We start from the raw sequence: 25,015 nt of genomic DNA on the forward strand, positions 1-25,015 counted from the left end.
CAATTCACTGTTTCATTCTTGGAGTATTGGCACCATGAAGGCGCTGATGAAGACCACCAAGCCGGCGACCCCGGCCACGGTCGAAAAGAAGTGGGTCCTGATCGACGCGGAAGGCCTCGTCGTCGGCCGCCTCGCCTCGACCGTCGCGAACATCCTGCGCGGCAAGCACAAGCCGAGCTTCACCCCCCATGTCGATTGCGGTGACAATGTCATCATCATCAACGCGGAAAAGGTGAAGTTCACCGGCCGCAAGCTGACCGACAAGGTCTATTACAAGCACACCGGCTATGCCGGCGGCATCAAGGAAACCACCCCCCAGAAGGTTCTGGAAGGCCGTTTCCCCGAACGCGTCCTGGAAAAGGCCGTCGAGCGCATGATCCCCCGCGGTCCGCTGGGCCGTCAGCAGATGCGCAACCTGCGCATCTTCGCCGGCGCCGAACATCCGCACGCCGCGCAGAACCCCGAAGTGCTCGACTTCGCGTCGCGCAACCGCAAGAACAAGGTGGGTGCATAATGTCCGATAACCGCCAGTCTCTGTCCGACCTCGCGTCGCTGACCGCTAACGCTCCGGCCGCTGCCGAAACCGTCGCCGCCGACGCGCCGATCGCTCCGGTCCAGCCCTCGGCTCCGCTGCGCGCCCAGGAAATCGACAGCCTCGGCCGCGCCTATGCGACCGGCCGCCGCAAGGATGCCGTCGCCCGCGTCTGGGTGAAGCCCGGCACCGGCAAGATCACGGTCAACGGCCGCGATCAGGAAATCTACTTCGCCCGCCCGACCCTGCGTCTGGTGATCAACCAGCCCTTCGGCGTCACCGAGCGCGAAGGCCAGTATGACGTGATCGCCACCGTCAAGGGCGGCGGCCTGTCCGGCCAGGCCGGCGCAGTCAAGCACGGCATCGCCCAGGCGCTCGCCAAGTACGAGCCGGCGCTGCGCAGCGCGGTCAAGGCCGAAGGCTTCCTGACCCGCGACAGCCGCGCCGTCGAGCGCAAGAAGTACGGCAAGGCCAAGGCCCGCCGCAGCTTCCAGTTCTCGAAGCGCTGATCGGTTCGACCGTTACGAATGCAAGGGAAGGGGTCGGGTTTCCGGCCCCTTTTCCTTTTGGGGCAGATGAACCCCCGGCAGGCAGGGCGCGCGGATCAGGCGGAGCTGGAAATCCGGATCAGCCGAAAGCAAAAGCGCTAACCGCGGCCGCCGACATCCGCCAGGCGCGCCGTGGCGATCTGCTGGATCTGGAGGACATCCTTGCGCGCCTCCAGGAAGCGGCGGGGATTGATGGCATTGCCGTTCACCCGCACCTCGAAATGAAGATGCGGCCCCGTGGAGCGGCCTGTCGATCCCATCCGCGCAATGGCGTCGCCGCGCGCCACCTGCTGGCCGACCCGCGCGCTGAAGCCCGAAAGATGGGCATATCGGGTCAGGATGCCATTGCCATGGGTGACCTCGACCACATTGCCATAGCCGTTGCGCTGGCCCACGAAGCTGACCTTGCCCGATGCGGCCGCCAGGATCGGCTGGCCCATGCTGCCGGGAAAATCCAGACCCGCGTGAAAGGCCGCATGGCCGTTGAACGGATCGCTCCGATAGCCATAGCTGCTGCTCAGCATCGGCGTCGCCGTGGGCTTGCCGGAGGGGATGGCGAGCAGGCTCCCTTCCAGAAATTCCATGCGGGACAGCGCCTGGGCGAGCTTTTCGAACTCGTCCGGCAGGACGTCCTGCCCTTCCCATGGCACGAAAGGGCCGCCCTGTGCGCGGGCCGCCGTGCGGGCGAGGCTGTCGGGATTGAGGCCGAAGCTGCGGATCGCGGCGGCGGCCTTGTCGGCACGATGCCGGACGGCGTCGGTCAGCAGGGCGGCAAAACGGCGCTGCCGTGCGTCGATCCGGAACAACGGCGCCGCTTCGGGCGCGACGCTGATCTTGGTGTCGAGCTTGGACGTGCCGTTCCTGGTTCCGCTGTCGGCCTTGCCGACCACATCGCCGGCCGGGGCCGCGCCCTCCTGACCGAAATGCGTGCGGTAGAGGTCGTCCATGAAATCCTGGCGTTCCTGCAACTCCTGCGCGAGCTGGTCGACCGACTTGCGGTAGCGCTCGACCTGGCTGGCGCTGTTGGCAACGGCCTTGTCACGGGCGGCGAGGGCGGCGCGCTCCTGCTCGATCTCCGCGTTGTTGGCGGCCATGGACAGGGATAGCGCAAGCCCACCGATCAAGGCGGAAGAGAGCAGGCCGACCGTGGCGAGCTGCGCCCTGCGCGAGATACGGATGAACTTCACCTGGCCGCCGGAGCGCAGGAAAATCTCCCGTTCCGGACACAGCTTCGAACACCGGGCAGTCATGCCGGCCCAGAGGGCGGCTGCCCCCATCTTGCTCCATTGCGACAATTGCGACCCCGCGTGCTTTTTTAGTGAACGGGGCGCTAACAAAAGGAATCGAGTCGCGCGAATCCGGGGGAGCGGAGTCGTGACGAGTCGAAAGATGAACGGGGTGAAACGTGGAACCGGGCAAAGGGTTCCGGTCCCCCGCGAAATTTTTGCCGGCGCTCTCCGCCCTTCGCAAACCGGCCTCGCCAGCCTCTGCGGCGCTGGATAGAAAGGCGTCATCTCCTGGCGTCCCCGCCACGTCGGATCGGGACGGGGCGGATCGTCGGGCCTGTTCTTGACCGGCGGCCGCCACATGGCTATAGGCGCGCCTGCCCAAAGGCCGGAATGGACGGATTCGTTCGCGCCGAACCCCGGTCCTCAGGGCATCAGAGCTGAACATTGCCGGTGCTCTTGCGGCTCCGGGCGGGTTTCCGCCGGAGCCTTTGCTGTTTGGAGGCGATTCGTTTTCCAGGCCGCAAGGAACGCGGGAATGCATGCGGTAAAGTAACTGAAAGAGGTGAAGGGCTTCATGCCAACGATCAACCAGCTGGTCCGCAAGGGCCGCGAACTGCAGAAGACCAAGTCGAAGGTCCCTGCAATGGAAGCGAACCCGCAGAAGCGCGGCGTTTGCACCCGTGTCTACACGACGACCCCGAAGAAGCCGAACTCGGCTCTCCGCAAGGTGGCGAAGGTGCGCCTGGTCAACCAGCGCGAAGTCATCACCTACATTCCGGGCGAAGGCCACAACCTTCAGGAGCACAGCGTCGTGCTGATCCGCGGCGGCCGCGTGCGCGACCTTCCCGGTGTGCGCTATCATGTGCTGCGCGGCGTTCTGGATACCCAGGGCGTCAAGGACCGCAAGCAGAGCCGTTCGAAGTACGGCGCCAAGCGTCCGAAGTAAGGGGAGACCAGTAATATGTCACGTCGTCGTCGCCCCGAAAAGCGCGTCATCCTGCCCGATCCCAAATTCGGTGATGTCGTGCTGTCGAAGTTCATGAACAGCATCATGCAGGACGGCAAGAAGGCCGTCGCCGAGTCCATCGTGTACGGCGCTCTCGACACTGTCGAGGCGAAGTCCAAGAAGGACCCGATCGCCATGTTCCATGACGCGCTGAACAATGTGAAGCCCGGCATCGAGGTCCGCAGCCGCCGCGTCGGCGGTGCGACCTACCAGGTCCCCGTCGAAGTGCGCCCGGAGCGCGCCCAGGCGCTGGCGATCCGCTGGCTGATCACCGCGTCGCGCAACCGCAGCGAAACCACCATGGCCGCCCGCCTGTCGGGTGAACTGCTGGACGCCGCCAACAACCGCGGCAATGCCGTCAAGAAGCGCGAAGACACGCACCGCATGGCGGAAGCGAACCGCGCCTTCTCGCACTATCGCTGGTAATCCGGCGCTGGAAAAAGGCGAAGCGGGCGCCCATATCGTCCGCTTCCTCTCATGGTTTCGAAAAATCGGTCCGTTCGCCACGGGTGGCTACCCATGGCGGACGGATTGGTTTAGGGGCCACGCGCAGATTTAACGAATCCCCAACCGCCGGCGCGCCGGCAACGGAGAAGCATCATGGCCCGCAGCCATCCGCTCGAACGCTATCGCAATTTCGGTATCATGGCGCATATCGACGCCGGCAAGACCACCACGACCGAGCGTATCCTTTACTATACCGGCAAGTCCTACAAGATCGGCGAAGTCCATGACGGCGCCGCCACCATGGACTGGATGGAGCAGGAGCAGGAGCGTGGGATCACCATCACGTCGGCTGCGACGACCTGCTTCTGGAACGATCATCGCCTGAACATCATCGACACCCCCGGCCACGTCGACTTCACCATTGAAGTCGAGCGTTCGCTGCGCGTGCTCGATGGCGCGGTCGCCGCGTTCGACGGCGTCGCGGGCGTTGAGCCGCAGTCGGAAACCGTGTGGCGCCAGGCGGACAAGTACAAGGTTCCGCGGATGTGCTTCATCAACAAGCTCGACCGCACCGGCGCCAACTTCTATTATTGCGTGCAGACGATCATCGACCGTCTGGGCGCCACCCCGGCCGTCCTCTATCTGCCCATCGGCGCGGAATCGGACTTCAAGGGCCTGGTCGACCTGGTCGAGAACCGCGCCATCATCTGGAAGGATGAGAATCTGGGCGCCGAGTTCACCTATGAGGAGATTCCGGCCGACCTCGCCGACAAGGCCGCCGAATATCGCGAGAAGCTGATCGAGCTCGCCGTCGAACAGGACGACGATGCGATGGAAGCCTATCTGGAAGGCAATCTGCCCGACGTCGCCACGCTCAAGAAGCTGATCCGCAAGGGCACGCTGGGCCATGCCTTCGTGCCGGTGCTGTGCGGTTCGGCGTTCAAGAACAAGGGCGTGCAGCCGCTGCTCGACGCGGTGGTCGACTATCTGCCCTCGCCGCTCGACATTCCCGACGTTCAGGGCATCAACCCCGATACCGACGAGCCCGACAGCCGCAAGACGGCCGACGATGCGCCCTTCTCGGGTCTGGCGTTCAAGATCATGAACGACCCGTTCGTGGGTTCGCTCACCTTCCTGCGCGTCTATTCGGGCACGCTGACCAAGGGCAGCTATCTGAACTCGGTCAAGGACAAGAAGGAAAAGATCGGCCGCATGCTCCTCATGCACGCCAACTCGCGTGAGGACATCGACACCGCCTATGCCGGCGACATCGTCGCCCTGGCGGGCCTCAAGGAAACCACCACCGGCGATACGCTGTGCGCCGAGCGCCAGCCGATCATCCTGGAGCGGATGGAATTCCCCGAGCCGGTGATCGAGCTGTCGGTCGAACCCAAGACCAAGGCCGACCAGGAAAAGATGGGCATCGCGCTCAACCGCCTGGCCGCCGAGGATCCGTCCTTCCGCGTCTCGACCGACCACGAATCGGGCCAGACCATCATCAAGGGCATGGGCGAACTGCACCTCGAAATCCTCGTCGACCGCATGAAGCGCGAGTTCAAGGTCGAGGCCAATGTCGGCGCGCCGCAGGTCGCCTATCGCGAATATCTCGCGAAGAAGGTCGACATCGACTACACCCACAAGAAGCAGTCGGGCGGCTCGGGCCAGTTCGGCCGCGTCAAGGTCACCGTCATCCCCGGCGAGCGCGGTTCGGGCTACCAGTTCTTCGACGAGATCAAGGGCGGCAACATCCCGCGCGAATATATCCCGTCGGTGGAAAAGGGCTTCCGCGAGACGGCCGAGACCGGTCATCTCATCGGCTTCCCGATCATCGACTTCGAAGTCCACCTGACGGACGGCGCCTATCACGACGTCGACTCGTCGGCCCTGGCCTTTGAAATCTGCGCCCGCGGCGCCATGCGCGAGGCGGCCGCCAAGTCGGGCATCAAGCTGCTTGAACCGATCATGAAGGTCGAGGTCGTGACCCCGGAGGAATATCTGGGCGACGTCATCGGCGACATGAACAGCCGCCGCGGCCAGATCCAGGGCACCGACAGCCGCGGCAACGCGCAGGTGGTCGAGGCGATGGTCCCGCTGGCCAACATGTTCGGCTATGTGAACCAGCTTCGCTCGTTCACCCAGGGGCGCGCGAACTACTCGATGATCTTCTCGCACTATGACGAAGTGCCGCAGAATGTGGCGGACGAGGTCAAGGCGAAGATGGCCTGATGAATTTCCCGGGCCGGGCCGCGCAAGCGGCTCGGTTTTGGGCTGGCATTCTCTAAATTTGCTGCTATGGACGCGCCTTCGCGAGGCGCGGCCGAGCGGTCAGACCAAAGCTGATTTGATTAGAAGGTAGGATAAAATGGCTAAGGCTAAGTTTGAGCGGAACAAGCCGCACTGCAACATCGGCACCATCGGTCACGTCGACCATGGCAAGACCTCGCTGACCGCGGCGATCACCAAGGTGCTCGCCGAAACCGGCGGCGCGACCTTCGTCGACTATGCCAATATCGACAAGGCGCCCGAAGAGCGCGAGCGCGGCATCACCATCTCGACCGCCCACGTCGAATATGAGACCGAAGCCCGTCACTACGCGCACGTCGACTGCCCGGGTCACGCCGACTACGTCAAGAACATGATCACCGGCGCGGCCCAGATGGACGGCGCGATCCTCGTCGTTTCGGCCACCGACGGCCCGATGCCGCAGACCCGCGAGCACATCCTGCTCGCCCGCCAGGTCGGCGTGCCGCAGCTCGTCGTGTTCATGAACAAGGTCGACCTCGTCGACGATCCGGAAATCTTGGAACTGGTCGAGCTGGAAATCCGCGAGCTGCTGTCGTCCTACGACTTCGACGGCGACAACATCCCCGTCATCCCCGGTTCGGCCGTCAAGGCTCTGGACGGTTCGAACGACGAAATCGGCAAGAACGCCGTTCTGAAGCTGATGGCCGCTGTCGACTCGTTCATCCCGCAGCCGGAGCGTCCGGTCGATCGTCCGTTCCTGATGCCGATCGAAGACGTGTTCTCGATCTCGGGTCGCGGCACCGTCGTGACCGGCCGCGTCGAGACCGGCATCGTCAAGGTTGGCGAGGAAGTCGAGATCGTCGGTCTGAAGGATACCCGCAAGACCACCGTGACCGGCGTCGAAATGTTCCGCAAGCTGCTCGATCAGGGTGAGGCCGGCGACAACATCGGCGCGCTGATCCGTGGCGTGGGCCGTGAAGAAGTCGAGCGCGGTCAGGTTCTGGCCAAGCCCGGCACCATCACCCCGCACACCGAGTTCGACGCGGAAGTCTACGTCCTGTCGAAGGAAGAAGGCGGCCGTCACACTCCGTTCTTCGCCAACTATCGTCCGCAGTTCTACTTCCGCACCACCGACGTGACCGGCGAAGTGATCCTGCCCGAGGGCACCGAGATGGTCATGCCCGGCGATAACGTGAAGCTCGGCGTGAAGCTGATCGCCCCGATCGCGATGGACGCGGGTCTCCGCTTCGCCATCCGCGAAGGCGGCCGCACCGTCGGCGCAGGGGTTGTCGGCACGATCTCGAAGTAATATAGGACCGCAGCGGCGCGAATCGCCTGATTCGCGCCGCTGAGTTTTTTACCGCCCCGGATCGCCTTTCTCCGGCTCCAGTCGAGCTAGAAGGGCAAGGAACGGGGCGGATATTTTTTGGTTGGCGCATTTTCATAAATCATCGGCTGCTCCGGCTGATTTCTGAAAATGCTCCGGGTTTTGGCTCTTTCGCATCGGTACAGGAACAATGGACAGCAACATCCGCATTCGCCTCAAGGCGTTCGATCATCGCGTGCTCGATCAGGCGACCGGCGACATCGCCGACACCGCCCGCCGCACCGGCGCCCTTATCCGCGGTCCGATTCCCCTTCCGACGCGCATCGAAAAGTTCACGGTCAACCGTGGCCCGCACATCGACAAGAAGTCGCGCGAGCAGTTCGAGGTCCGCACCTACAAGCGCATGCTTGACATTGTGCAGCCGACGCCGCAGACGGTCGACGCGCTGATGAAGCTGGATCTGGCTGCCGGCGTGAACGTCGAAATCAAGCTGGCCTGAAGCCGGCAAGTCCCTGCCAACCCGCAAGGTGGGCAGGGTATCGGGCATTCCGCTGGCCGGAAGCTCAAAAGACACAGGGATACCGCACGGCCTCTCCGGTGAACCGGAAAGGGCTCGTGGTCCTGGTCCCCCGTCGCTGGTCCCGAATAGGGGTCGGCATCCAACCCGGACGGGGTGATCTATATTGGGGTTGGGCCGCGAGGGAGAAATCCTGAGCGGTTTTTTCGTTGGATACGCCCGCTGCTAAGGCGGGCCTCTATGGGAGTAATCGGTGATGCGCACAGGCGTGATCGCTAAGAAAGTCGGGATGACCCGTCTGTTCCAGGAGGACGGACGTCATATTCCGGTTACGGTTCTGGCCCTTGAGGGCAATCAGGTCGTGGCCCGCAAGGAAACCGATCGCGACGGCTATGTCGCGGTTCAGCTCGGTGCGGGCGTCGCGAAGGTCAAGAATGTCGCCAAGCCGCAGCGCGGTCACTTCGCCAAGGCGGAAGTGGAGCCGAAAGCGCGCCTGGTCGAATTCCGCGTTGCCGAGGATGCGCTCCTCGATGTCGGCGCCGAGATCGCGGCCGACCACTTCATCGCCGGCCAGCTGGTCGACGTTGCCGGCCACACCCAGGGTAAGGGTTTCGCCGGCGCCATGAAGCGCTGGGGCTTCGGCGGTATGCGCGCCACCCACGGCGTCTCGATCAGCCACCGTGCCCATGGTTCGACCGGTAACCGTCAGGACCCGGGCCGCGTCTTCAAGAACAAGAAGATGGCCGGTCACATGGGTGACCGCGAGCGCACCCAGCAGAATCTCGAAATCGTCCGCACGGACGTCGAGCGCGGCCTGCTGTTCGTCAAGGGCAGCGTCCCCGGCGCCAAGGGCACCTGGCTGACCGTCTGCGACGCCGTCAAGGTCAAGCGTCCAGCCGACGCTCCCTATCCGGCGAGCCTGAAGCAGGCTGCCAACAGCAACAACGCTCCGGCCGAAACGCCCGCTGAAGAAGCGGCCGCTCCCGAAGCGACCGAAGGCCAGGAGGGCTAATCATGAAGGTCAAGGTACAGACCCTCGATGCCGCAGCCGCCGGTGAAGTGGAACTGAACGATGCCGTGTTCGGCGTCGAACCCCGCACCGACATCCTGCACCGCGTCGTCACCTGGCAACTCGAAAAGCGTCGCGCCCCGGCCCGCGCCACCCGCGAGCGTTCGGACGTTGCCCGCACCGGCAAGAAGTTCGGCCGCCAGAAGGGCGGCGGCACCGCCCGTCACGGCGACCGCAAGGCGCCCGTGTTCATCGGCGGTGGTAAGGCGCACGGCGCCCGCGCCCGCACCTTCGGCCACGACCTCAACAAGAAGGTTCGTGCGCTCGGCCTGAAAATGGCCCTGTCGTCGAAGGCCAAGGACGGATCGCTGATCGTTCTCGACAATCTCGACGTGGCGGAAGGCAAGACCAAGGCTCTGGTCGCGCACCTCGCCAAGCTGAACCTCAACAAGGCTCTGTTCATCGACGGCGACGCGGTGAACGTCAGCTTCGCGAAGGCTTCGGCGAACATCGTCGGCGTGGACCTGCTGCCGGCCGTCGGCGCCAATGTCTACGACATCCTTAAGGCGGATTCGCTGGTGCTGACGCGCGCCGCGGTCGAAAAGCTGGAGGCGCGTTTCAATGGCTAAGAAAGAAGCCGCGACCGTCGACAACCGTCATTATGACGTCGTTGTCGCGCCGGTCATCACCGAGAAGTCGACCCTTCTCTCCGAGAACAACGCCGTGGTCTTCAAGGTCGCCAACGATGCGTCGAAGCCGGAGATCAAGGCCGCCGTCGAAGCCATTTGGGGCGTGACGGTCAAGAGCGTGAACACGCTGGTCGCCAAGGGCAAGACCAAGAAGTGGAAGGGCAAGCCCTATACGCGCTCGGACGTCAAGAAGGCGATCGTTCGCCTGGCCGATGGCCAGTCGATCGACATCACCGAAGGAGTGCGCTGACCATGGCGCTTAAGAGCTACAACCCGACCAGCCCCGCCCAGCGCGGCCTGATCCTCGTCGACCGCAGCGCGCTGCACAAGGGCAAGCCCGTCAAGGCGCTGACCGAAGGCAAGCGCAAGACCGGCGGCCGCAACAACAAGGGTCATGTGACCTCGCGCGGCATCGCCGGCGGTCACAAGCAGCGCTACCGCATCATCGACTTCAAGCGTCGCCTGTGGGACGTCGAGGGCACGGTCGAGCGTCTGGAATATGACCCCAACCGCACCGCCTTCATCGCGCTGGTCAACTATCCCGACGGCACCCAGGCCTATATCCTGGCGCCGCAGCGTCTGGCTCCCGGCGACAAGGTCGTCGCGGGCAAGAAGACCGACGTGAAGCCGGGCAATGCGATGGAACTCGGCCAGATGCCGGTCGGCACCATCATCCACAATATCGAGATGAAGCCCGGCAAGGGCGGTCAGCTCTGCCGTTCGGCGGGCACCTATGCCCAGCTCGTCGGCCGCGATCGTGGCATGGTGATGGTCCGCCTGTCCTCGGGCGAGCAGCGCTACATCCGTTCGGACTGCATGGGCACCGTCGGTGCCGTGTCGAACCCGGACAACGCCAACACCAATCTCGCCAAGGCCGGTCGCAATCGCTGGCTCGGCAAGCGTCCGCTGACGCGCGGTGTGGCGAAGAACCCGGTCGACCACCCGCATGGCGGTGGTGAAGGCCGGACCTCGGGCGGCCGTCATCCGGTCACGCCCTGGGGCAAGCCGACCAAGGGTGCGCGCACCCGCCACAACAAGGCGACGGACAAGTTCATCATCCGTAGCCGCCACGCGAAGAAGAAGAGGTAAGCGAGATGGCTCGTTCCGTCTGGAAAGGTCCGTTCGTGGACCTCAGCCTTCTGAAGAAGGCGGAAGTGGCGCAGGACGCCGGTGGCCGTTCGGGTCCGATCAAGACCTGGTCGCGCCGTTCCACCATCCTGCCGCAGTTCGTCGGCCTGACGTTCAACGTCTATAACGGCCGCAAGCATGTGCCGGTCTCGGTGAACGAGGACATGGTGGGTCACAAGCTGGGCGAATTCGCCCCGACCCGCTACTTCCCCGGCCACGCCGCCGACAAGAAGGGCAAGCGCTAATGAGCAAGGAAAAGGCTCCCCGTCGCGTCGCCGACAATGAGGCGCTGGCCGTCGGCACGCAGATCCGTGGTTCGGCCCAGAAGCTGAACCTGGTCGCCACGCTCATCCGCGGCCGCAAGGTCGAGGACGCGCTGAACATCCTCGCCTTCTCGAAGAAGGCGATGGCCGTCGACGTGCGCAAGGTGCTGGCTTCGGCCATCGCCAATGCGGAAAACAATCATAATCTGGACGTCGACTCGCTGGTCGTCGCGGAAGCATCGGTGGGCAAGAGCTTCACCATGAAGCGCTTCCACGCTCGCGGCCGCGGCAAGTCGACCCGGATCCTGAAGCCCTTCAGCCGCGTGCGCATCGTCGTTCGCGAAGCAGCTGAAGAAGCGGAGGCGTAAGAGACATGGGTCACAAGAGCAATCCGATCGGTCTGCGTCTGCAGATCAACCGTACCTGGGACAGCCGCTGGTTCGCGGAAGGCGCCGACTATGGCCGCCTGCTTCTGGAGGATCTGAAGATCCGCCAGTATATCATGAAGAACCTGCCGCAGGCCGCGATCTCCAAGGTGGTGATAGAGCGTCCCGCCAAGCTGTGCCGCGTGTCGATCTACGCTGCCCGCCCCGGTGTCATCATCGGCAAGAAGGGCGCGGACATTGAGAAGCTGCGCAAGAAGCTGGGCAGCCTGACCTCTTCGGACGTCAGCCTGAACATCGTCGAGATCCGCAAGCCGGAAATCGACTCCAAGCTCGTCGCGCAGGGCATTGCCGACCAGCTGGAGCGCCGCGTGGCGTTCCGCCGTGCAATGAAGCGCGCGGTGCAGAGCGCCCTGCGTCTCGGCGCCGAAGGCATCAAGATCACCTGCGGCGGCCGTCTGGGCGGCGCGGAGATCGCCCGCGTGGAATGGTATCGCGAAGGCCGCGTTCCGCTGCACACGCTGCGCGCGAATGTCGACTATGCCGAAGCCGAAGCGCACACCGCTTATGGCGTCTGCGGCATCAAGGTCTGGATCTTCAAGGGCGAAATCCTTGGTCACGATCCGATGGCTACCGACCGGCTGATGCTGGAGGCTCAGACCTCCGGCGTGCGCCCGGCGCGCTGAGAATAAGGTAGGTATAGCGTCATGCTGCAACCGAAGAAAATGAAGTTCCGCAAGACCTTCAAGGGCCGGATCAAGGGCGACGCCAAGGGCGGTTCGGCCCTGAACTTCGGCGCTTACGGTCTGAAGGCTCTGGAACCCGAGCGCGTCACCGCCCGCCAGATCGAGGCGGCCCGCCGCGCGATCCAGCGTCACCTTCGCCGTCAGGGCCGTCTGTGGATCCGCGTGTTCCCTGACGTGCCGGTGTCGAAGAAGCCCGCCGAAGTCCGGCAGGGCAAGGGCAAGGGTTCGGTCGAATATTGGGCGGCCCGCGTCAAGCCCGGCCGCATCCTGTTCGAACTGGACGGCGTTCCCGGCCCGCTCGCAGCAGAGGCCTTCTCGCGCGCCGCGATGAAGCTGCCCATCAAGACCAAGGTCGTTGCCCGCCTCGGCGACACCTCGCACCTGGAGGGCTAAGCCGTGGCGAACGTTGCCGACCTCAAGACCAAGACGGACGACGAACTGTCGACCGAACTCAACAACCTGAAGCGCGAGCAGTTCAACCTGCGCTTCCAGGCGGCCACCAACCAGCTGGAAAAGCCCAGCCGCGTGCGTGAAGTCCGCCGGTCGATCGCGCAGATCAAGACCCTTCAGTCCGAGCGTTCGCGCTCGGCTGCGAAGTAAGAAGGAAATCACACGATGCCCAAGCGCGTGCTGACGGGAACGGTGGTTTCCGACAAGACCGACAAGACGGTGGTGGTTCGCGTGGAGCGCAAGGTTAAGCATGCGCTCTACGGCAAGATCATCCGCCGTTCGAAGAAGTACCATGCCCATGACGAGGGCAATGTCTACAAGGAAGGCGAAACGGTCCGCATAGAGGAGACCGCTCCGATTTCCAAGCTCAAGACCTGGAAGGTCATCGAGCGCGTGGACACCCACAAGTCGCCGGAAACGGCGGCCTGAGGGAGGCTCGCTGAGCCTTTGAAGAAAAGTGTCGCGCGGGGCTGGCCTTTTCCGCCTGGAAAGGGTACAGGCCCGCGCTTCGCGTAGAGTCAGATGGCTCCTCAAAGGAGAGTCAGATGGTTCGCCAAGGGCTCTAGTGCAGTGAAATTCGGAACCGCCGGGAATTGTCCCGGTAGGCCAAATAAGAAGGAACCGGATCCATGATCCAGATGCAATCCAATCTTGACGTCGCTGACAACAGCGGCGCCAAGCGCGTCCAGTGCATCAAGGTGCTGGGCGGCTCGAAGCGTCGCTTCGCGAGCGTGGGCGACATCATCGTCGTCTCGATCAAGGAAGCTGCGCCTCGTGGCAAGGTGAAGAAGGGTGACGTGCACCGCGCCGTCATCGTGCGCACCGCCAAGGACGTGCGTCGCGCTGACGGTAGCGTGATTCGCTTCGACGGCAATGCCGCCGTGCTGATCAACAAGAACGAGGAGCCGATCGGCACCCGTATCTTTGGCCCGGTCGTTCGCGAACTGCGCGCCAAGAAGCACATGAAGATCATCTCGCTCGCCCCCGAGGTGCTGTAATGAGCGCTGCCAAGATCAAGAAGGGCGACAAGGTCGTCATCCTGGCCGGCAAGGACAAGGGCCGCACCGGCGCCGTCCTGCAGGTGCTGCCGAAGGAGGACAAGGTCCTCGTCGAAGGCATCAACGTGCATGCGCGTCACCGCAAGCCCGACCAGGCGAACCCGCAGGGCGGCATCGAGCGCAAGCCCGCGCCGCTCCACATTTCGAACGTCGCTGTCGCCGACAAGGATGGCAAGCCGACCCGCGTCCGCTTCGAGGATCGCGACGGCAAGAAGGTCCGTGTCGCCGTCAAGTCCGGTGAGGTGCTGTAATGAGCGACAAGTACATCCCGCGCTCGAAGGCGCTCTATGACGCCGAAATCGCCAAGGCGATGACCGAGAAGTTCGGTTACAAGAACGTCATGGAAGTGCCGAAGATCGAGAAGATCACGCTCAACATGGGCGTTGGCGAAGCCACGCAGGACAAGAAGAAGGTCACTTCGGCCGCCGAGGAAATGGAACTGATCGCCGGCCAGAAGCCGGTCATCACCAAGGCCCGCAAGTCGATCGCGCAGTTCAAGCTGCGTGAAGGCATGCCGATCGGCGCCAAGGTCACGCTGCGCCGCGAGCGCATGTATGAGTTCCTTGATCGCCTGATCAACATCGCTCTGCCCCGCGTGCGCGACTTCCGCGGTCTCAACCCGAAGAGCTTCGACGGCCGCGGCAACTATGCCTTCGGCATCAAGGAGCAGATCATCTTCCCCGAGATCAACTATGACCGCATCGACAAGGTGCGCGGCATGGACATCATCGTGACCACCACGGCGAAGACGGACGAGGAAGCGCGCGAACTGCTGCGTCTCTTCGGCTTCCCCTTCCCGCTCGAAGAGAAGCAGGCGGCCTGAAAAGGTCCCGCTTCTCTTTCCAACCGTTAGGCTAAGAAAGAGAACTTAAGTCATGGCGAAACTGAGTTCGATCAACAAGAATGAGCGCCGCAAGAAGCTGGTGAAGAAATATGCCGGCCGCTATGCGAAGCTCAAGGCGATCGCAGCCGATACCGCGCTCGACGACACGGAGCGTCTGATCGCGCGTCTGAAGATGGCGGAAATCCCCCGCAACGGCAACCCGACCCGCGTGCGCAATCGCTGCGAGCTGACGGGCCGTCCCCGGGCCTATTACCGCAAATTCCGTCTCTGCCGCGTGCAGTTGCGTGATCTGGCCAACAAGGGCCTGATCCCCGGCGTCACCAAGTCGAGCTGGTAAGGATCATTTGAGATGGCATTGACCGATCCCCTGGGTGATATGCTCACCCGCATCCGCAACGGGCAGCAGGCGAAGAAGGACAGCGTTGTGTCCCCCGCTTCGAAGCTCCGCGCCCGCGTGCTCGACGTGCTGCAGCGCGAAGGCTATATCCGCGGCTATTCCGAGGAACTGCTCGGCAAGCATGCCGGCCTGCGCATCGAGCTGAAATATTTCGAGGGCCAGCCGGCGATCAAGCATGTCGCCCGCGTGTCCAAGCCCGGCCGCCGCGTCTATTCGGGTTCCAAGGAACTTCCCGTCGTGCGCAACGGCCTTGGCATCACCATTGTCTCGACGCCCAAGGGCGTTCTGTCCGACGCCGAAGCGCGCGAGCAGAATGTCGGCGGCGAAGTGCTGGCGGAGGTGTTCTGATGAGCCGTACTGGTAAGAAGCCGGTTGCCGTCCCCGCGGGCGTCACCGCCGCTATCGCCGACGGCCAGCTTTCGGTGAAGGGCCCCAAGGGCACCCTGTCGCTGCCGCTGGCCGACGAAGTCACCTACAGCATCGAGGAAGGCTCGATCGCGGTGAAGCCTGCCAATGACAGCAAGCGCGCCCGCGCTTTCTGGGGCATGCAGCGCACGCTGATCCAGAACCTGATCACCGGCGTGACCGAGGGCTTCTCGAAGAAGCTGCTGATCACCGGTGTCGGCTACCGCGCCAATGCCCAGGGCAAGACCCTGAAGCTGCAGCTCGGCTATTCGCATGACGTCGACTTCGCGGTGCCCGAAGGCATCGAGATCAAGACCCCGGACAACACCACGGTCGAGATCAGCGGCATCGACAAGCAGCAGGTGGGTCAGGTTGCCGCCGAGATCCGCCGCTGGCGCAAGCCCGAACCCTATAAGGGCAAGGGCATCAAGTACGCCGGCGAGTTCATCTTCCGCAAGGAAGGGAAGAAGAAGTAAGATGGCAAAGCTTTCCCTCTTCGCGCGGCGTCGCCGCCGCGTCCGCACCGCGCTCAAGGCTGTTTCGGGCACCCGTCCGCGCCTCAGCGTCCACCGTTCGGGCCGTCACATCTATGCCCAGATCATCGACGATGCGCAGGGCAAGACCCTGGCCGCCGCGTCGACCCTGGACAAGGATGTTCGCGGCAATACCGGCGCCACCGCCGATGCCGCTGCGGATGTCGGCAAGCGCGTTGCCGCTGCGGCGACCGCCGCCGGCGTCACCCGGGTCGTCTTCGACCGTGGTGGCTTCCTGTTCCATGGCCGCGTCAAGGCGCTGGCCGATGCGGCCCGTGAAGCCGGGCTGGAGTTCTGATCATGGCTGACGAAAACGATATCCAGGCCCAGCCGGGCGCACCCGCGGCCGTTGAAGGCGGCGAGCAGACCGAAGGCCGGGGTCCCGGTCGGGGCCGTGGCCGTGGTGGCGACCGCAACCGTGGCGAGCGTGGCGGCCGTGGCCGTCGCGACGACCGTCGCGGCAATCGTGACGAGGAACAGGGTGAGGAGCTGATCGAGAAGCTGGTTCACATCAACCGCGTCTCGAAGACGGTGAAGGGCGGCAAGCGCTTCGGTTTCGCCGCTCTGGTCGTCGTTGGTGACGGCAAGGGCCGTGCGGGCTTCGGCCATGGCAAGGCGCGCGAAGTGCCCGAAGCCATCAGCAAGGCGACCGCTTCGGCGAAGAAGGCGATGGTCCGCGTTCCGCTGAAGGAAGGCCGCACCCTGCACCATGACGGCAAGGGCCATTTCGGCGCCGGCAAGGTGACCGTGCGTTCGGCGCCTGCCGGTACGGGCATCATCGCGGGCGGTCCGATGCGCGCCGTGTTCGAAAGCCTCGGCGTCGCTGACGTCGTGACCAAGTCGAACGGCACGTCGAACCCCTACAACATGATCCGGGCGACCTTCGAGGCGCTGGGTGAACAGGTCAGCCCCAAGGCGGTGGCGCAGCGTCGCGGCAAGAAGGTTGCCGACCTGCTCCGTCGCGGCGGCGCCTCGGCCGAAGTCGCCCAGGCGGATGCCGAAGCGATTGCGGAGTAAGACATCATGGCGAAGATCAAGATCAAGCAGATCGGCTCACCGATCCGCCGTCCCGAAGCTCAGAAGAAGATTCTGATCGGCCTCGGCCTTGGCAAGATGCACCGCGTGGTGGAGCTGGAAGACACTGCGGAAGTCCGCGGCGCCATCGCGAAGCTGCCCCATATGGTGGCGGTGGTCGACTAAACCGTCATCCCGGCGCAAGCCGGGATCTCAAACCGCTGGGCGCTTCTTCCAACGGGATGTGCCCAGCCTCACGAGGCCCCGGCATTCGCCGGGGCTCCGGCCCGGTCCTGGTGGATCGGGCCTTCGCGCGAACATAGCGAAAGCGAGTGCAGATTATGACCAAGCTTAACGAACTCAATGACAATGCCGGCGCCCGCAAGGGCCGGATGCGCGTCGGCCGTGGTATCGGCTCGGGCAAGGGCAAGACCGCCGGTCGCGGCCAGAAGGGCGCGAAGGCGCGTTCGGGCGTCAGCATCAACGGCTTCGAAGGCGGCCAGATGCCGCTCCACATGCGTCTGCCGAAGCGCGGCTTCAACAACATCTTCGCCAAGGATTACGCGATCGTGAACCTCGGCGCGGTGCAAAAGGCGATCGACGCCGGCAAGCTGGACGCCAATGCCACCATCGACCACGCGGCGCTGAAGGCGGCCGCCCTGGCCCGTGGCGGCAAGGATGGCGTGCGTCTGCTCGGCAAGGGCGAGCTGACGGCCAAGGTCAACCTGCTCGTCGCCGGCGCGTCGAAGGGCGCTGTCGAAGCCGTCGAAAAGGCTGGCGGCAAGGTCGAAGTGATCGCCGTCGTTCCCGCCGCTGAAAAGGCCGCCGCCAAGAAGGGCAGCGCCAAGGCCGCGAAGAAGGCGTGAATTAAGCCGTAAGGCTTGCAAGCATGGCCCCGCTGCCCGATATGGGTGAGCGGGGCCACGTGTTTTGGGGACTCCGGAACCCTCGACGTCCGTATCGAGTGGAGGCTGAGCCTGTCGACAGGCGCAAGGCCATTCGGAATGGACGGGGTGCAATTCCCGGTTCGACAGCGCCCCATCGCCCCGCTAAGGGGTTAGCGATTCCGCTCCGGGCTTTCCAAATCCCGGCAAGATGTTTTGAAGGGCAGCCAAGATGGCATCGAGAGCCGACCAGCTCGCATCCAATCTCAGCCTGGCGAAGTTCAGCCAGGCGACCGACCTCAAGAAGCGCCTGTGGTTCACCCTGGGCGCGCTGATCGTTTTCCGCTTCCTGAGCTTCGTGCCGCTGCCGGGCGTCGATCCGACCGCGTTGTCGCAGCTTTACAAGCAGACCAATGGCGGCATCCTCGACATCTTCAACACCTTCTCGGGCGGGTCGCTCTCGCGCATGAGCCTGATCGCGCTGGGCGTGATGCCTTATATCACGGCGTCGATCGTGGTGCAGCTCGCCGCCTCGCTCTCGCCGCAACTCGCGGCGATCAAGAAGGAAGGCGAAAGCGGCCGCAAGAAGCTGAACCAATATACCCGCTACGGCACGGTGGGCCTGACCGCCGTCCAGGGCTATTTCATCGCCGTGGGGCTGGAAAGCTTCGGCGCCCAGTCGGGCGTGCAGGCGGTGGTCGATCCGGGCTATCTGTTCCGCGTCGCGGCGGTGATCTCGCTGATCGGCGGCACCATGTTCCTGATGTGGCTGGGTGAGCAGATCACCTCGCGCGGCATCGGCAACGGCGTCTCGCTCATCATCATGGCGGGCATCGTCGCGCAATTGCCGGTGACGCTCAGCAACCTGTTCAAGTCGAGCAGCACGGGCGCGATTTCCGGCCTGGTCATCTTCCTGGTGATCGTTCTGGGCTTCGGCCTCATCGCCTTCATCTGCTTCATGGAGCGGGCGCAGCGCCGGGTGCTGATCCAATATCCCAAGCGCCAGACGCGCCAGGGCTTGATGCAGGCCGACCGCAGCCATCTGCCGCTGAAGGTCAACACGGCGGGCGTGATCCCGCCGATCTTCGCCAGCTCGCTGCTGCTGATGCCGCTCACCGTCTCTCAGTTCGCCGGCCAGACCGTGGCGGGCGAGAGCAGGCTGGGCGATTTCGTGCTGACGCTGAACCAGTATCTGTCGCACGGCAGCCCGGTCTATATGGCGCTCTATGGTCTCGGCATCGTCTTCTTCTGCTTCTTCTACACCGCCGTGGTGTTCAATCCGGAAGAGACGGCCGACAATCTGAAGCGCAATGGCGGCTTCATTCCCGGCATCCGTCCGGGCAAGAACACCGAAAATTATCTCGACTATGTGCTCACCCGGATCACGGTGATCGGTGCGGCCTATCTGGCCTTCATCTGCCTGGTGCCGGAATTCGTGATCGCCCGGGCGGGCATTCCCTTCTACCTTGGTGGGACTAGCCTGTTGATCGTCGTCAATGTTACGGTCGACACCGTGACGCAGATCCAGAGCCACCTGCTCGCCCATCAATATGGGGATCTGATCAAGAAGGCGAAGCTGAAAGGGCGTCTGCGCTAAGCGGCGCGGAACGGTAAAAAGCGCGAAGAACAGGGGAGAATGCGCGACATGAATATCATTCTGCTCGGCCCTCCGGGCGCCGGCAAGGGAACGCAGGCGACGCGCCTGGTGGACAGCCGGGCCATGGTGCAACTCTCGACCGGCGACATGCTGCGCGCGGCGGTGAAGGCCGGGACGCCCATCGGCCTCAAGGCCAAGGCGGTGATGGAGGCCGGCGAACTGGTGTCGGACGAGATCGTCTCCGGCATCATCGGGGAGGCGCTGGATGCCCTGGCGCCCGAAACCGGCGTGATCTTCGACGGCTATCCGCGGACCGAGGCGCAGGCCCATTCGCTGGACGGCATATTGGCCGACCGCAACCGCACCCTAGACCATGTGATCGAACTGGAAGTGAACGAGGATGCCCTGGTAGAGCGCATCACCGGCCGCTTCACCTGCGCGACCTGTGGCGAGGGCTATCACGACAGCTTCAAGCAGCCCAAGGTCGAGGGCGAGTGCGACAAGTGCCATGGGCACGAGTTCAAGCGCCGTCCCGACGACAATGAGGAGACCGTCCGCACCCGCATGGCCGAATATCGCGCCAAGACCGCGCCGATCCTGCCGATCTACGAAGCGCGCGGCATCGTCTCGCGGGTCGACGGCATGGCCGATATGGACGATGTGACGGTCGCGATTGCCGCCATATTGGACGGCAAAGGCGCCTGACACCTCTCCGTTCGCGCCGGATTGTCGCATTCGGCCGCTCGGCAAATGCGGCAATCGGCATTAGGCTACCCTCCTGATCAGGGAAGGGAAGGCGCGATGGGAAAGCATCGGATATGGATATGGGCTGGCGTGGCGATGGCTGCGCCGGCCCATTCTGCCGTCACCGGCAGCAGCGATCATGGCTTCGCCGTGGAGAACAGCATCCACATCTCCGCCGACGCGGCCACCGTCTATCGGCTGTTGGGGCAGCCGGGGCGCTGGTGGAACGGGCAGCATACATATAGCGGCGACGCCGCCAATCTCAGCCTCGATCCCGTAGCCGGCGGCTGCTTTTGCGAGAAGGTGCCGGGGAAGGACGGCAGGCCGGGCAGCGTCGAGCATGGCCGCGTGATCCAGGCGCAGCCCGACAGGCAGTTGCGCCTGTCCGGAGCGCTGGGCCCGTTGCAGGCGGAGGCGGTGACCGGCACGCTCACCTTCGACATTGCGCCCGACGGCGAGGGCGCGCGCGTCGGGATGAGCTATGTCGTCGGCGGCTATCTCCGCACCGGTGCGGCGGGCATCGCTCCGATCGTCGACAGGGTGCTGGCCGAACAGTTGCAGGGGCTGAAACGCGCCGCGGAAGCAGGCGGGCAATAGCTTTCCACCCCGGTTGCGCCGCTGACGTGCAATGCCATGCCAGCCGATAGGCCGACGGGCGCGCAACCGGCCTCGTCGCGCCACCGCCGCTTTTTTCCGGAAATGCCGCCGGGCTGCGCGTTAACCACGATATTAACGGTATGATTGCTGTTCTGTTGCTATGGCGGACTCATGACGGGGCCGCGCCCTTCCACCCGCCGCCTGACGGAATTGGACGCCTTGCGGGGGCTGGGCGCGCTGTGCGTGCTCGTCTTCCACTATTCGACGCGCTTCCATGAGCTGTTCCCCCAGGCGGCCCATGTGCCCTTCCGCTTTCTGGGCGGCAATTACCGGGTGCTGCTGTTCTTCGCCATCTCCGGTTTCGCGATCTTCTTCACGCTCGATCGCATCCGCACCACCGCCGATTTCCTGATCAACCGCTTCGCCCGGCTCTATCCCGCCTATCTGGTCGCCATGCTGCTGACGCTGGGCATCGAATATCTGGCCCATGTCTCGCAACTGCTGATCGGGCCGGGAGCGATCCTGGCCAATGTCACCATGCTGCAGGGCTTCGCCTTCCTGCCGGAGGTCGACGGCGCCTATTGGACGCTGACGGTAGAGATCGCCTTCTATGTCTGCATGCTGTCGATCTGGAAGTGGACGGGCCTCAGGCGGCTGGAACCCGTACTGCTCGCCTGGCTGGCCCTGCGCTGGCTCTATGCGCTGTGGCCGGGCATGCCGGAGCGGATCGTGATGCTGCTGGTGCTGCGCTACGTGCCCTTCTTCATCATCGGCATATTGTCCTATCGCGTCTGGGCAGGGCAGCGGAGCTGGCGGCAACAGGCGCCCTATGCGGCGCTTGCGCTGCTGTCGATCGCGACGATCGACAGCCCGGACATCATGCTGGCCGGCCTCCTGCTGCTCGCCGCCTTCGCAGCGCTGACCGCCGGGCGGCTGCACTTCCTCAGCCTTCGTCCGCTCGTCTGGATGGGCGGTATCAGCTATTCCTTCTACCTCATCCACCAGCATGTCGGTTTCGTCGTGATGCTCAAGATGGCGGAGGCGGGATATAGCCCCTGGGCGGGATTTGCGGCGGCGTTCGCCGTGGCGCTGGCGCTGGGCACGCTGATCAACCGGCTGGTCGAACGGCCGGCTGGCGAGGCGATATTGGGCTGGTGGCGCCGTCGCCGGGAACGCGCCGCGCCGCGCGAGACGGCCCCGAGCCGGGCCTGAGGCGATTCGGAAGCGCTGCTCGATCCCTAAGGCCTAATCCGCAAAGGGAAACATGGACCACCAGGGCTGCTTCTCCCGCAGCACTCGGGCAAAGCTTTCCCGCGCCTCCAACCGTTCCAGATAGGCGCGCAGCCCCGGAAAACCCCCGCGCATCGGCTCGATCTTGTCGGCATAGAACAGCGCCGGGGCCGCCGCGCAATCGGCCAAGGTGAAATCGTCGCCCGCCGCCCAGCGCCGCCCCGCCATCCGCGCCTCCAGCAACGCATAGGCCTTGCCCAGCATTCGCCGCGCCTCTCCCACGCCATGGGAATCGCGGGCGACGCCCTCGGGCCGGATCTTGTCCGCGACGATCGCCTGCATCGGCGTCATCACATAGAGGTCGAACAGCCGGTCCATCAGCCGCACCTCCAGCGCCGCGTCGGCATCCTCGGGAATCGGCCGGAAGGGTCCGGGATGATGCCGTCCCAGATATTCGACGATGATGCTCGTTTCCGCGACCGTCCTGTCCCGCGCCTCGTCCCGCAGCACGGGGAACTTCCCCAGCGGCCACAGCGTCAGCCACGCCTCCGCCACGGCCGGATCGTCCAGCATGCGCGCTTCGAAAGCCGTGCCGTTCTCGTAAAGGGCGATCAGCACCTTCCAGCTGCAGGAGGAGAGGGGGTGGTAATAGAGAATCATGTCGGCTCCTCTCGTCGGCCATGGGTTCGTGCCATTCCGTTCCCCTGTCTTGTCATCCATCCGTCACGAAGCGCCAAGCGCGGAATCGCCCGGCCCGGGGAATTGCGTGGCAAGCCAAATTTATTTTCCGCGCCAAATTGTCCCTCTTGCCTTTTGCAAAGCCAAGGAAAGTCCGTGCGTCGCTGCGCTGCGCCGTGCCGGACCGTCGATGAAATGAGTCTCCGCGTCGATGAACCGAGTCCCCGAACTGTCATTTACCCCCTTGAAAGGAAATGAAGCTGTGGCACTATCCCTTGTATCGGGTTAACGGGGGTTACCCAACAGATTGTGATCGCACCAACCGGGCCGGTTCCCGGAGGAAGGCTGTTTTTGCCCTTGCGATCGCGTCTGCTGGCCCCATCTCCGTGCCTGACCGGGTCGATAATGCTACATTCGTTCGGCCCGGCCGGCAGCGGCTTGACCGAATCGAACGAAACAGGAACATTCGGGGAGCTGGTCATGGATTTTCGAGACAGCGAACAGGTGAGTGCAAGCGACGTGGCAACCGTGATTGACGAAGTGGTCGAAACCGTGGCGGACAAGAAGAAGGCTCCCGCTCCTTCGGACCAGGCGCCGGCCCCCAAGGCCGATCCCACGCCGGGCTCGTCAACCGTGCTGGAACGCCGTTTCCATGTCGTGACCGACGCCAGCCGCGACGCGCTGCTGACCGATTTCGGCAAGGACACGCTGCAGGACCGCTATCTGCTGCCCGGCGAGAGCTATCAGGACCTGTTCGCCCGCGTCGCCGCCGCCTATGCCGACGACGCCGACCATGCCCAGCGCGTCTACGACTATATCTCGCGCCTCTGGTTCATGCCCGCGACGCCTGTGCTGTCGAACGGCGGCACCGGACGCGGCCTGCCCATCAGCTGCTATCTGAACTCGGTCGACGACAGTCTGGAAGGCATCGTCAACACCTGGAACGAGAATGTCTGGCTCGCCAGCCGGGGCGGCGGCATCGGCACCTATTGGGGCAATGTGCGCGGCATCGGGGAGCCGGTGGGCCTCAACGGCAAGACCAGCGGCATCATCCCCTTCGTCCGCGTGATGGACTCGCTGACCCTCGCGATCAGCCAGGGCAGCCTGCGCCGCGGCTCGGCTGCCTGCTATCTCGACATCTCCCATCCGGAGATCGAGGAATTCCTGGAAATCCGCAAGACGTCGGGCGACTTCAACCGCAAGGCGCTGAACCTGCACCATGGCGTCCTGCTGACCGACGAGTTCATGGAGGCGGTGCGCGACGGCAAGGACTTCGCCCTGCGCAGCCCGAAGGACCAGTCGGTGCGCGGCAGCGTCAACGCCCGCGCCCTGTTCCAGAAACTGGTGGAGGTCCGCCTCGCCACCGGCGAACCTTATATCGTCTTCAACGACACCGTGAACCGCACGATGCCCAAGCATCACCGCGATCTGGGGCTCAAGGTGTCGACCTCCAACCTCTGCTCCGAAATCACTTTGCCGACGGGTCGCGACCATATCGGCAATGACCGCACGGCCGTCTGCTGTCTTTCCTCCCTCAATCTCGAAACCTGGGATGAGTGGAAGGACGACAGGCAGTTTGTCGAGGATGTCATGCGCTTCCTCGACAATGTGCTGCAGGACTATATCGACCGCGCGCCGCCGGAAATGGCGCGGGCGAAATATAGTGCGAGCCGTGAACGGTCGGTGGGCCTGGGGGTGATGGGGTTCCACTCCTTCCTCCAGGCCCGGGGACTTCCCTTCGAAGGCGCGATGGCGAAAAGCTGGAACCTGCGCATCTTCAAGCACATCAACGAGAAGGTGAACGAAGCCTCGATGCAGCTCGCGGTCGAGCGCGGCCCGTGCCCGGACGCCGCCGACATGGGCGTGATGGAGCGCTTCTCCTGCAAGATGGCGATCGCGCCCACCGCGTCGATCAGCATCATCTGCGGCGGCGCGTCGGCCTGCATCGAACCGATCCCGGCGAACATCTACACCCACAAGACGCTGTCGGGCAGCTTCGCGGTCAAGAACCCCTATCTCGAAAAGCTGCTGGTCGAAAAGGCGAAGGACTCGACGGCCGTGTGGAATTCGATCCTGGAAAAGGGCGGCAGCGTCCAGCATCTCGACTTCCTGACCCAGGAAGAAAAGGATGTGTTCAAGACCAGCTTCGAGATCGACCAGCGCTGGCTGCTCGAACTGGCCGCCGACCGCACGCCCTATATCGACCAGGCGCAGTCGCTGAACCTGTTCATCCCGGCCGATGTGGAGAAATGGGACCTGCTGATGCTCCACTACCGGGCATGGGAGCTGGGCATCAAGTCGCTCTATTATCTCCGCTCCAAGTCGGTCCAACGCGCCGGCTTCGCGGGCGGGGTGGAAGCGGACAACACCATCGACGCCCCCAAATTCGAAATCGGCGAGACCACCGACTATGACGAGTGCCTCGCCTGCCAGTGACCCGATAATTTCCTCTCCCCTTGTGGGAGAGGAAGGGGCCCGCGCGGCAAAGCCGCGTGGGAAGGTGAGGGGTAAGGCCC

The 25,015-nt window shown here is 64.1% G+C and carries 34 protein-coding genes; 32 read left to right on the forward strand and 2 right to left on the reverse strand.

Translation table 11 applies throughout. From position 1 onward, the window contains the following. Positions 1 to 34: 34 nt before the first annotated feature. The gene (rplM, locus tag TZ53_RS11265) at positions 35 to 514 is read left to right on the forward strand and encodes a 50S ribosomal protein L13 (RefSeq protein WP_007686594.1); all 480 of its coding nucleotides are present in this window, start codon (positions 35 to 37) and stop codon (positions 512 to 514) included. After that, a complete protein-coding gene (gene rpsI / locus TZ53_RS11270; RefSeq protein ID WP_044661332.1) occupies positions 514 to 1,041 on the forward strand; it encodes a 30S ribosomal protein S9 in 528 nt (175 codons plus the stop codon). The genes rplM and rpsI overlap by 1 nt, the downstream gene beginning before the upstream one ends. Positions 1,042 to 1,178: 137 nt before the next feature. On the opposite strand, the gene TZ53_RS11275 is transcribed toward rpsI, so the two are convergent. After that, positions 1,179 to 2,357 (reverse strand): M23 family metallopeptidase, encoded by a 1,179-nt coding sequence (locus tag TZ53_RS11275; protein ID WP_044661333.1) that lies wholly within the window; start codon positions 2,355 to 2,357, stop codon positions 1,179 to 1,181. Between the two features lie 526 nt (positions 2,358 to 2,883). Between TZ53_RS11275 and rpsL the strand changes: the two genes are divergently transcribed. The 29 genes from rpsL to TZ53_RS11420 all read left to right on the forward strand — a co-directional run bounded on the left by rpsL (position 2,884) and on the right by TZ53_RS11420 (position 21,803). Next, entirely contained in the window at positions 2,884 to 3,255 is a 372-nt protein-coding gene (gene rpsL / locus TZ53_RS11280) for a 30S ribosomal protein S12 (protein ID WP_007686591.1), read from the forward strand. Positions 3,256 to 3,270: 15 nt separating this feature from the next. Beyond that, a complete protein-coding gene (rpsG, locus tag TZ53_RS11285; RefSeq protein ID WP_007686590.1) occupies positions 3,271 to 3,741 on the forward strand; it encodes a 30S ribosomal protein S7 in 471 nt (156 codons plus the stop codon). A 174-nt stretch (positions 3,742 to 3,915) separates the two neighbouring features. Then, the gene (gene fusA, locus TZ53_RS11290; protein WP_044661334.1) at positions 3,916 to 5,988 is read left to right on the forward strand and encodes an elongation factor G; all 2,073 of its coding nucleotides are present in this window, start codon (positions 3,916 to 3,918) and stop codon (positions 5,986 to 5,988) included. Between the two features lie 136 nt (positions 5,989 to 6,124). Further along, on the forward strand, positions 6,125 to 7,315 hold the full coding sequence (gene tuf, locus TZ53_RS11295) for an elongation factor Tu (protein ID WP_025547259.1): 1,191 nt from the start codon (positions 6,125 to 6,127) through the stop codon (positions 7,313 to 7,315). Positions 7,316 to 7,523: 208 nt separating this feature from the next. Continuing rightward, positions 7,524 to 7,832 (forward strand): 30S ribosomal protein S10, encoded by a 309-nt coding sequence (rpsJ, locus tag TZ53_RS11300; RefSeq protein WP_007686587.1) that lies wholly within the window; start codon positions 7,524 to 7,526, stop codon positions 7,830 to 7,832. Positions 7,833 to 8,106: 274 nt separating this feature from the next. After that, positions 8,107 to 8,862: a 50S ribosomal protein L3 gene (gene rplC, locus TZ53_RS11305; protein ID WP_025547262.1), complete on the forward strand. Its 756-nt coding sequence runs from the start codon at positions 8,107 to 8,109 to the stop codon at positions 8,860 to 8,862. A 2-nt stretch (positions 8,863 to 8,864) separates the two neighbouring features. Then, positions 8,865 to 9,488 (forward strand): 50S ribosomal protein L4, encoded by a 624-nt coding sequence (gene rplD / locus TZ53_RS11310; RefSeq protein WP_025547264.1) that lies wholly within the window; start codon positions 8,865 to 8,867, stop codon positions 9,486 to 9,488. Then, positions 9,481 to 9,798 carry a 50S ribosomal protein L23 gene (locus TZ53_RS11315; protein ID WP_007686581.1) on the forward strand — a complete coding sequence of 106 codons (318 nt, stop codon included), beginning with the start codon at positions 9,481 to 9,483 and terminating at the stop codon, positions 9,796 to 9,798. The genes rplD and TZ53_RS11315 overlap by 8 nt, the downstream gene beginning before the upstream one ends. 2 nt (positions 9,799 to 9,800) lie before the next feature. Beyond that, a complete protein-coding gene (gene rplB / locus TZ53_RS11320) occupies positions 9,801 to 10,637 on the forward strand; it encodes a 50S ribosomal protein L2 (protein WP_007686579.1) in 837 nt (278 codons plus the stop codon). 5 nt (positions 10,638 to 10,642) lie between these two features. Then, the gene (rpsS, locus tag TZ53_RS11325; RefSeq protein ID WP_007686576.1) at positions 10,643 to 10,921 is read left to right on the forward strand and encodes a 30S ribosomal protein S19; all 279 of its coding nucleotides are present in this window, start codon (positions 10,643 to 10,645) and stop codon (positions 10,919 to 10,921) included. Then, positions 10,921 to 11,307, forward strand: coding sequence for a 50S ribosomal protein L22 (rplV, locus tag TZ53_RS11330; RefSeq protein WP_025547267.1), 387 nt, complete (start codon positions 10,921 to 10,923; stop codon positions 11,305 to 11,307). Before rpsS ends, rplV begins: the two co-directional genes overlap by 1 nt. Positions 11,308 to 11,312: 5 nt before the next feature. Beyond that, positions 11,313 to 12,008 (forward strand): 30S ribosomal protein S3, encoded by a 696-nt coding sequence (gene rpsC / locus TZ53_RS11335; protein ID WP_021239758.1) that lies wholly within the window; start codon positions 11,313 to 11,315, stop codon positions 12,006 to 12,008. 21 nt (positions 12,009 to 12,029) lie between these two features. Further along, the gene (gene rplP, locus TZ53_RS11340) at positions 12,030 to 12,461 is read left to right on the forward strand and encodes a 50S ribosomal protein L16 (RefSeq protein WP_007686573.1); all 432 of its coding nucleotides are present in this window, start codon (positions 12,030 to 12,032) and stop codon (positions 12,459 to 12,461) included. Between the two features lie 3 nt (positions 12,462 to 12,464). After that, on the forward strand, positions 12,465 to 12,668 hold the full coding sequence (rpmC, locus tag TZ53_RS11345) for a 50S ribosomal protein L29 (RefSeq protein ID WP_013847759.1): 204 nt from the start codon (positions 12,465 to 12,467) through the stop codon (positions 12,666 to 12,668). A gap of 15 nt (positions 12,669 to 12,683) precedes the next feature. Further along, positions 12,684 to 12,947: a 30S ribosomal protein S17 gene (rpsQ, locus tag TZ53_RS11350; protein ID WP_006960320.1), complete on the forward strand. Its 264-nt coding sequence runs from the start codon at positions 12,684 to 12,686 to the stop codon at positions 12,945 to 12,947. 200 nt (positions 12,948 to 13,147) lie between these two features. Beyond that, the gene (rplN, locus tag TZ53_RS11355) at positions 13,148 to 13,516 is read left to right on the forward strand and encodes a 50S ribosomal protein L14 (protein ID WP_007686569.1); all 369 of its coding nucleotides are present in this window, start codon (positions 13,148 to 13,150) and stop codon (positions 13,514 to 13,516) included. Beyond that, positions 13,516 to 13,827, forward strand: coding sequence for a 50S ribosomal protein L24 (gene rplX, locus TZ53_RS11360; protein ID WP_025547274.1), 312 nt, complete (start codon positions 13,516 to 13,518; stop codon positions 13,825 to 13,827). The genes rplN and rplX overlap by 1 nt, the downstream gene beginning before the upstream one ends. Next, positions 13,827 to 14,399, forward strand: a complete 573-nt coding sequence (gene rplE, locus TZ53_RS11365; RefSeq protein ID WP_037481563.1) for a 50S ribosomal protein L5 — start codon at positions 13,827 to 13,829, stop codon at positions 14,397 to 14,399. Before rplX ends, rplE begins: the two co-directional genes overlap by 1 nt. Positions 14,400 to 14,451: 52 nt before the next feature. After that, complete coding sequence (gene rpsN / locus TZ53_RS11370; protein ID WP_025547277.1) at positions 14,452 to 14,757, forward strand: 30S ribosomal protein S14; 306 nt, start codon at positions 14,452 to 14,454, stop codon at positions 14,755 to 14,757. A 12-nt stretch (positions 14,758 to 14,769) separates the two neighbouring features. Then, complete coding sequence (gene rpsH / locus TZ53_RS11375) at positions 14,770 to 15,165, forward strand: 30S ribosomal protein S8 (RefSeq protein WP_025547278.1); 396 nt, start codon at positions 14,770 to 14,772, stop codon at positions 15,163 to 15,165. After that, on the forward strand, positions 15,165 to 15,698 hold the full coding sequence (gene rplF, locus TZ53_RS11380; protein WP_025547280.1) for a 50S ribosomal protein L6: 534 nt from the start codon (positions 15,165 to 15,167) through the stop codon (positions 15,696 to 15,698). The genes rpsH and rplF overlap by 1 nt, the downstream gene beginning before the upstream one ends. Before the next feature lies 1 nt (position 15,699). Beyond that, positions 15,700 to 16,053 carry a 50S ribosomal protein L18 gene (gene rplR / locus TZ53_RS11385; protein WP_025547282.1) on the forward strand — a complete coding sequence of 118 codons (354 nt, stop codon included), beginning with the start codon at positions 15,700 to 15,702 and terminating at the stop codon, positions 16,051 to 16,053. 2 nt (positions 16,054 to 16,055) lie between these two features. After that, positions 16,056 to 16,772 carry a 30S ribosomal protein S5 gene (gene rpsE, locus TZ53_RS11390; protein ID WP_044661335.1) on the forward strand — a complete coding sequence of 239 codons (717 nt, stop codon included), beginning with the start codon at positions 16,056 to 16,058 and terminating at the stop codon, positions 16,770 to 16,772. A gap of 6 nt (positions 16,773 to 16,778) precedes the next feature. Beyond that, the gene (gene rpmD, locus TZ53_RS11395) at positions 16,779 to 16,955 is read left to right on the forward strand and encodes a 50S ribosomal protein L30 (RefSeq protein ID WP_013847753.1); all 177 of its coding nucleotides are present in this window, start codon (positions 16,779 to 16,781) and stop codon (positions 16,953 to 16,955) included. A 155-nt stretch (positions 16,956 to 17,110) separates the two neighbouring features. Beyond that, a complete protein-coding gene (rplO, locus tag TZ53_RS11400; protein WP_025547286.1) occupies positions 17,111 to 17,635 on the forward strand; it encodes a 50S ribosomal protein L15 in 525 nt (174 codons plus the stop codon). A gap of 250 nt (positions 17,636 to 17,885) precedes the next feature. Next, a complete protein-coding gene (secY, locus tag TZ53_RS11405) occupies positions 17,886 to 19,250 on the forward strand; it encodes a preprotein translocase subunit SecY (RefSeq protein ID WP_013847751.1) in 1,365 nt (454 codons plus the stop codon). Positions 19,251 to 19,298: 48 nt separating this feature from the next. Next, a complete protein-coding gene (locus TZ53_RS11410; protein ID WP_025547288.1) occupies positions 19,299 to 19,955 on the forward strand; it encodes an adenylate kinase in 657 nt (218 codons plus the stop codon). Between the two features lie 96 nt (positions 19,956 to 20,051). Continuing rightward, a complete protein-coding gene (locus tag TZ53_RS11415; protein WP_044661336.1) occupies positions 20,052 to 20,591 on the forward strand; it encodes an SRPBCC family protein in 540 nt (179 codons plus the stop codon). 171 nt (positions 20,592 to 20,762) lie between these two features. After that, on the forward strand, positions 20,763 to 21,803 hold the full coding sequence (locus TZ53_RS11420; RefSeq protein ID WP_044661337.1) for an acyltransferase family protein: 1,041 nt from the start codon (positions 20,763 to 20,765) through the stop codon (positions 21,801 to 21,803). 33 nt (positions 21,804 to 21,836) lie between these two features. Here TZ53_RS11420 and TZ53_RS11425 read toward each other — a convergent pair whose 3' ends face one another. Further along, positions 21,837 to 22,481: a glutathione S-transferase family protein gene (locus TZ53_RS11425; protein WP_025547292.1), complete on the reverse strand. Its 645-nt coding sequence runs from the start codon at positions 22,479 to 22,481 to the stop codon at positions 21,837 to 21,839. Positions 22,482 to 22,979: 498 nt separating this feature from the next. Here TZ53_RS11425 and TZ53_RS11430 point away from each other — a divergent pair, with 498 nt between their 5' ends. Next, the gene (locus TZ53_RS11430; RefSeq protein WP_025547294.1) at positions 22,980 to 24,935 is read left to right on the forward strand and encodes a ribonucleoside-diphosphate reductase subunit alpha; all 1,956 of its coding nucleotides are present in this window, start codon (positions 22,980 to 22,982) and stop codon (positions 24,933 to 24,935) included. Positions 24,936 to 25,015 lie beyond the last annotated feature (80 nt).

This window comes from Sphingobium sp. YBL2 (genome assembly GCF_000943805.1).
In the GTDB taxonomy this organism is placed as follows: domain Bacteria; phylum Pseudomonadota; class Alphaproteobacteria; order Sphingomonadales; family Sphingomonadaceae; genus Sphingobium; species Sphingobium fuliginis.